At 56.3% G+C, this 2,562-nt stretch carries 2 rRNA genes (1 of these 2 running past the window's edge); both read right to left on the bottom strand.

The annotated features are described in order from the left end of the window. A 23S ribosomal RNA gene (locus FHR72_RS26330) occupies positions 1 to 461 on the bottom strand (it extends 2,762 nt beyond the left edge of the window). Between the two features lie 404 nt (positions 462 to 865). After that, positions 866 to 2,385 (bottom strand): 16S ribosomal RNA (locus tag FHR72_RS26335). Together the 16S and 23S rRNA genes form the textbook arrangement of a ribosomal RNA operon. Positions 2,386 to 2,562: the final 177 nt, after the last annotated feature.

A 2,562-nucleotide genomic window follows, 5' to 3' on the forward strand; every position in this document is an offset into this window, starting at 1 on the left:
CGGGGAAACATTCCACGAAAGCCGTTGAGTTTTCGGTTACGGGGCTCTCACCCTCTCCGGACAGGCCATCCCAGACCACTTCACCTAACCCAACGGTTTATCACTTTCGCTCCTGGCGGCGGCCAGAAGAAGAAACGCCCCACAACACCGCACACACAACCCCCGCCGGGTATCACATGCACACGGTTTAGCCATCCTCCGCTTTCGCTCGCCACTACTCACGGAATCACTTTTGTTTTCTCTTCCTACGGGTACTGAGATGTTTCACTTCCCCGCGTTCCCCCCCGACACCTATGTATTCAGTGCCGGGTGACACGACATCACTCGTGCCGGGTTTCCCCATTCGGACATCCTCGGATCCACGCTCGGTTGACAGCTCCCCGAGGCATATCGCAGCCTCCCACGTCCTTCATCGGCTCCCAGTGCCAAGGCATCCACCATGCGCCCTTAAACACTTACAACACAAAACCAAAAAATGAGTCACCCGAAACCCTCCCACAAGAGAGAGCTCCAGGTTTTATCAGAAATTTGCATTACACCGAAGACACACAACCCACAAAGATCATGCGCTTCAGATGCTCGCAACCACTATCCACAAATCAAACACCACACCCCACCACCAAAGCAGGGCAACAACAGCACCTCCCACCACACACAGTGGCCAGGGAAAAAACGGGCCTGTTGTCTCAAAGCCCAATAGTGTGTCCGATGATTTTCCGCGCCGACATTTCCCTGCCGGCCCGCTAAGTTTGTTGTCTGCACCAGACCTGCACCCACTACAGATGCACGCCATCTTCACGATTCGACCAAGGTCACCGAACTCCCACACGATGTGGGCGGGCCTGGTTCTCGTGGTGCTCCTTAGAAAGGAGGTGATCCAGCCGCACCTTCCGGTACGGCTACCTTGTTACGACTTCGTCCCAATCGCCGATCCCACCTTCGACGGCTCCCTCCCACAAGGGGTTAGGCCACCGGCTTCGGGTGTTACCGACTTTCATGACGTGACGGGCGGTGTGTACAAGGCCCGGGAACGTATTCACCGCAGCGTTGCTGATCTGCGATTACTAGCGACTCCGACTTCACGGGGTCGAGTTGCAGACCCCGATCCGAACTGAGACCGGCTTTGAAAGGATTCGCTCCACCTCACGGCATCGCAGCCCTTTGTACCGGCCATTGTAGCATGTGTGAAGCCCTGGACATAAGGGGCATGATGACTTGACGTCATCCCCACCTTCCTCCGAGTTGACCCCGGCAGTCTCTCACGAGTCCCCACCATAACGTGCTGGCAACATGAGACAAGGGTTGCGCTCGTTGCGGGACTTAACCCAACATCTCACGACACGAGCTGACGACAGCCATGCACCACCTGCACACAGGCCACAAGGGAACCGACATCTCTGCCGGCGTCCTGTGCATGTCAAACCCAGGTAAGGTTCTTCGCGTTGCATCGAATTAATCCACATGCTCCGCCGCTTGTGCGGGCCCCCGTCAATTCCTTTGAGTTTTAGCCTTGCGGCCGTACTCCCCAGGCGGGGTACTTAATGCGTTAGCTACGGCACGGATCCCAAGGAAGGAAACCCACACCTAGTACCCACCGTTTACGGCGTGGACTACCAGGGTATCTAATCCTGTTCGCTCCCCACGCTTTCGCTCCTCAGCGTCAGTTACTGCCCAGAGACCCGCCTTCGCCACCGGTGTTCCTCCTGATATCTGCGCATTCCACCGCTACACCAGGAATTCCAGTCTCCCCTGCAGTACTCCAGTCTGCCCGTATCGCCCGCACGCCCACAGTTAAGCTGTGAGTTTTCACGAACAACGCGACAAACCACCTACGAGCTCTTTACGCCCAGTAATTCCGGACAACGCTCGGACCCTACGTATTACCGCGGCTGCTGGCACGTAGTTGGCCGGTCCTTCTTCTCCAGGTACCGTCACTTGCGCTTCGTCCCTGGCGAAAGAGGTTTACAACCCGAAGGCCGTCATCCCTCACGCGGCGTCGCTGCATCAGGCTTGCGCCCATTGTGCAATATTCCCCACTGCTGCCTCCCGTAGGAGTCTGGGCCGTATCTCAGTCCCAGTGTGGCCGGTCACCCTCTCAGGCCGGCTACCCGTCGTCGCCTTGGTAGGCCATTACCCCACCAACAAGCTGATAGGCCGCGGGCCCATCCCACACCGCAAAAGCTTTCCACCACAGACCATGAAGCCCGTGATCCTATTCGGTATTAGACCCAGTTTCCCAGGCTTATCCCAAAGTGCAGGGCAGATCACCCACGTGTTACTCACCCGTTCGCCACTCGAGTACCCCGAAGGGCCTTTCCGTTCGACTTGCATGTGTTAAGCACGCCGCCAGCGTTCGTCCTGAGCCAGGATCAAACTCTCCAAACAAAAACCCCCAGACCCACAGGCCCAGGCAGAATTCGAATCAGAAAAATCCGATCACAAACAAAAGACACCAAAACTGGCATCCAAAAAAACATCGCGCCCCCAAACGGGAAAATGCGGACACGACAAAAAAACAACAAACAAAAACCACCAAACACACTATTGAGTTCTCAAACAACA

It is taken from the genome of Mycolicibacterium iranicum, from assembly GCF_014190915.1.
Lineage (GTDB): Bacteria > Actinomycetota > Actinomycetes > Mycobacteriales > Mycobacteriaceae > Mycobacterium > Mycobacterium iranicum_B.